Annotated in this window: 1 protein-coding gene; it reads right to left on the bottom strand. The window is 44.2% G+C overall.

The window, feature by feature from the left end:
* Positions 1–4,629: Ig-like domain-containing protein (locus tag AC1M9H_RS14270; RefSeq protein WP_481613639.1), on the bottom strand; the 4,629-nt coding region annotated here is incomplete at both ends.

Raw genomic sequence — 4,629 nt, 5'->3', positions numbered from 1 at the left:
CTTCTTTGCCTTCATTACCTGTTAAGTCAGTGTATGAACCTTCAGGGACAACAACTGTGATGCTTTCATCCATGCCTTCAGGCGCTTTACCGATGAGGATTAAACCGTCTTCTGATGGCGTGAAGTCAACTTCAACAGGGTTGCCATCCTTGTCAGTAACTACAATGTCTTTTGGATCAATCGATTCAGGATCAACATCATCTTCGTATTGAACAGTGATGGTGCCGTTTTCATCAATGGTTACCGTTACAGATGGCGAATCAGTATCGATTGAATCTGTTGCTGTACCTTCTTTGCCTTCATTACCTGTTAAGTCAGTGTATGAACCTTCAGGGACAACAACTGTGATGCTTTCATCCATGCCTTCAGGCGCTTTACCCACTAGGGTTAAGCCATCTTCTGATGGGGTGAAGTCAACGATAACTGGATTGCCATCTTTGTCAGTTACAACAATATCTTTAGGATCAAGCGATTCAGGATCAACATCATCTTCGTATTTCACGGTGATGGTACCATTTTCATCAATCGTAACAGTCACAGATGGTGCATCGGTATCAACTGTTGCAGTTGCTGTACCTTGCTCACCTAAGTTACCTGCTTTATCTGCATAAGAGTCTTCTGGCACTTTAACTGTGATCTTTTCATCTAATCCTTCAGGTGCTTTACCGATGAGGGTTAAGCCGTCTTCTGATGGAGTAAACTCAACTTCAACAGGGTTGCCATCTTTATCGGTCACAACAATGTCTTGTGGATCAATCGTAGATGGATCAACATCATCTTCGTATTTCACGGTGATGGTACCGTCTTCATCAATCGTCACAACAACAGTCGGTGCTTGATTGTCGAGATCAGGATTACGGATCGCTTCATTCGAAGTGGCTGTTTCTGTTTCTGCTTGTGCTGTAATCGTGTTGCTTGATTTCACCTCTTCAACAGGTACCAAGATCGACCATTGGCCATCTTCAGTAATCGTGACCTGATCGCCTGTGTAATCTTGGCCATTGAAGTTCACAGTCAAATCAGCTTTTGGATTACTGATCGTACCCGTTACTTCAACGTAGTCTTTGCCATCGACAGTCACTGTGATCTCAGCAAGTTCTTCTTCATTGATCACATCATCACCACCCATTGGGTTGATGTAGACGTATGGCAATTCAACTTCGTCAGCAGGTGTCACGGTATTACCCGCTTTGTCTTGGTATGAAGTGGTTGCAGTCACTTCATTGCCATCCACCAATTCACCTTCAACATTGACTGTCCAGATACCATTTTCATCTGCTTTGGCAGGTACAGGATCTGTTTGACCCGGTACAGTCACCAAGACATCAGCATTTGGCTCTGTTTGACCTGTGATGTTAGTTGAGATTTTACCGTCAACATCTTTCTCAGGCGTTACACCTGTGATCTTAATCGTAATCAATTGATCTTGATCACCTGAACCGAGGTTACCCACTACATCTGTATAACTGTCGTCTTTCACAGTCACAGAAGCAGTCACACCTGGTTCAACTTTCAGCTCAACTTCCCAAGTGGTTTCATCAATTTGTTCCAGCCCGGTGATTTGACCGCCTGTAACCGTTAAATCAGTCGTAGAGAAGCTTGCTGGATCGATTTCTTCAGAGAATTTGATCGTTGCTGTAGTGGTTGTGCGATCTTCACCTGGTTGAGCAATGATGACTTCAGCAGTCGGAGCTACAGTATCTACAGCTTGGCTGTCTTGACCTTTAGTACCTTCATTACCGGTCTTATCTGCATAAGAACCTTCAGGAACAACAACAGTAATGTTTTCATCCATACCTTCAGGGACTTTACCAATGAGGGTCAAGCCGTCTTCTGATGGGGTGAAGTCAACGATAACTGGATTGCCATCTTTGTCAGTAACCAAGATGTCTTTTGGATCAATCGTAGATGGATCAACATCATCTTCGTATTTCACGGTGATGGTGCCGTCTTCATAGATGGTCACAACAACAGTCGGTGCATCGGTATCGATAGGATCTGTTGCAGCTCCTTCGCTACCTTCATTACCTGTTAAGTCAGTGTATGAACCTTCAGGAACAACAACTGTGATGCTTTCATCCATGCCTTCAGGCGCTTTACCGATGAGGGTTAAGCCATCTTCTGATGGGGTGAAGTCAACGATAACTGGATTGCCTTCTGAATCAGTCACAATGATGTCTTTTGGATCAATCGATTCAGGATCAACGTCATCTTCGTATTGAACAGTGATGGTGCCGTCTTCATCAATCGTAACTGTTACAGACGGTGCATCAGTATCAATCGCTTGGCTATCTTCACCTTTGCTACCTTCATTGCCTGTTAAGTCCGTGTATGAACCTTCAGGAACAACAACTGTGATGCTTTCATCCATGCCTTCAGGCGCTTTACCGATGAGGGTTAAGCCATCTTCTGATGGTGTGAATTCAACTTCAACAGGGTTGCCATCTTTGTCAGTCACAACGATGTCTTTTGGATCAATCGATTCAGGATCAACGTCATCTTCGTATTGAACAGTGATGGTGCCGTTTTCATCAATCGTTACTGTTACAGATGGCGCATCGGTATCGATTGGATCTGTTGCAGTACCTTCGCTACCCTCATTACCTGTTAAGTCCGTGTATGAACCTTCAGGAACAACAACTGTGATGCTTTCATCCATGCCTTCAGGGGCTTTACCTACAAGGGTTAAACCATCTTCTGATGGAGTGAATTCAACTTCAACAGGATTACCTTCTGAATCAGTAACCAAGATGTCTTTCGGATCGATTGATTCAAGATTAACATCATCTTCGTATTTCACGGTGATCGTGCCGTCTTCATCAATCGTAACAATCACTGATGGTGCATCGGTATCGACAAGTGTAGATGCCTGACCTTTTTGACCGTTATTACCATTTACATCTTGATATGAACCTTCAGGCACAATCACGGTGACTTCAGTATTGATGTCATCTGGAAGTTGAGCCGTATAGGTGAGTCCATCAATGGATGGCTCTAAGGTCACATGAACAGGTTGGCCATTTGCATCTGTGATTAAAATATCTTCAGGGTTAATCGTAGATGAATCTACATCATCTTCATATTTAATGAAGATGTTACCTTGAGGATCAATCTTCACAATCACGCTTGGTGGTGTTGTATCTTTGCCGACTGGACGTGTTGCATCTTCAATGGTGATTGTTGTGCCGTCTTCTAGCACAAGCTCACCACCTGCAAGCACGTTATTGTTTTCCTGAACGCTTGATGCTGGAACTTTAATGCTCCATTGGCCATCAGGCGTTACTGTTACTTGATCACCTGAATATTCTTGACCATTAAAGTTGATCACAAGATCCGCTGATGGATTGCTCACTGTACCGGTAATGGTCACTAAACCATTTTCATCGGTTAATGCTGCAAGCTCACCTTCGTTAATGATGTCATCACCCGCAATCACATCAATGCTAATAAATGGCAATGGCACTGTATCTGTGGTTGCTGCTTGGTCTTGATCCGGTGTGCTCGCAGTGATGGTATCGGTATCTTTCAATGGCTCATCAGTGATGATGGTCCAATTACCGTTTTGATCTGCAACAGTACTGTATGGTTCATCACGGCCAGGAACTTGGATTTCAACCGTGTTACCTGGTTTGGTTGTCCCTGTAATTTTACTGCCTGCAGGTGTGCTGTCTGTTGCAGCTTGTGGAGTCACTGTGTTGATTTTGATCGTGACGATCTCATCACTGTCTGACTGACCTGGGTTACCTGCAAGGTCGGTATAGCTCTTGTCTTTCACTTCAACATAGACCGGCTGACCTTGTTTTGCACCTGTCAATTCAACAGTCCACGTGCCATCTGCATTTTGTTTTAAGCTACCTGGAACAATGCTTGCACCGCTAACAATTAAGTCAGATTCGTCAAACCCTGTTACTGGTTTAGTGAAGGTAATGGTCGCAGTTTCTGCCACTGGGTTGTTGTAACCCGGTGCAACTTCAACACTGACAGCTGGTGCAGTGGTGTCTGTACCCACTGGACGTGTTGCATCTTCAATGGTGATTGTTGTGCCATCTTCTAGCACAAGCTCACCACCTGCAAGCACGTTATTGTTTTCCTGAACGCTTGATGCTGGAACTTTAATGCTCCATTGGCCATCAGGCGTTACTGTTACTTGATCACCTGAATATTCTTGACCATTAAAGTTGATCACAAGATCCGCTGATGGATTGCTCACTGTACCGGTAATGGTCACTAAACCATTTTCATCGGTTAATGCTGCAAGCTCACCTTCGTTAATGATGTCATCACCCGCAATCACATCAATGCTAATAAATGGCAATGGCACTGTATCTGTGGTTGCTGCTTGGTCTTGATCCGGTGTGCTCGCAGTGATGGTATCGGTATCTTTCAATGGCTCATCAGTGATGATGGTCCAATCCCCGTTTTGATCTGCAGTCACTGTATATGGTGCATCATGACCCGGTACGTTGATTTCAACTGTATTACCTGGTTTGGTTGTCCCTGTGATTTTTGAACCACCGCTGGTGCTGTCTGGTGTTACGCTGTTGATTTTAATCGTAACAACTTCGTCATCACCTGCTGTACCTGCATTGCCTGCAAGATCAGTATAGCTCTTGTCTTTGACTTGTACTT

Source organism: Acinetobacter sp. ANC_7512 (assembly GCF_056779935.1).
This window is presented reverse-complemented; position numbering and strand designations above follow the sequence as displayed.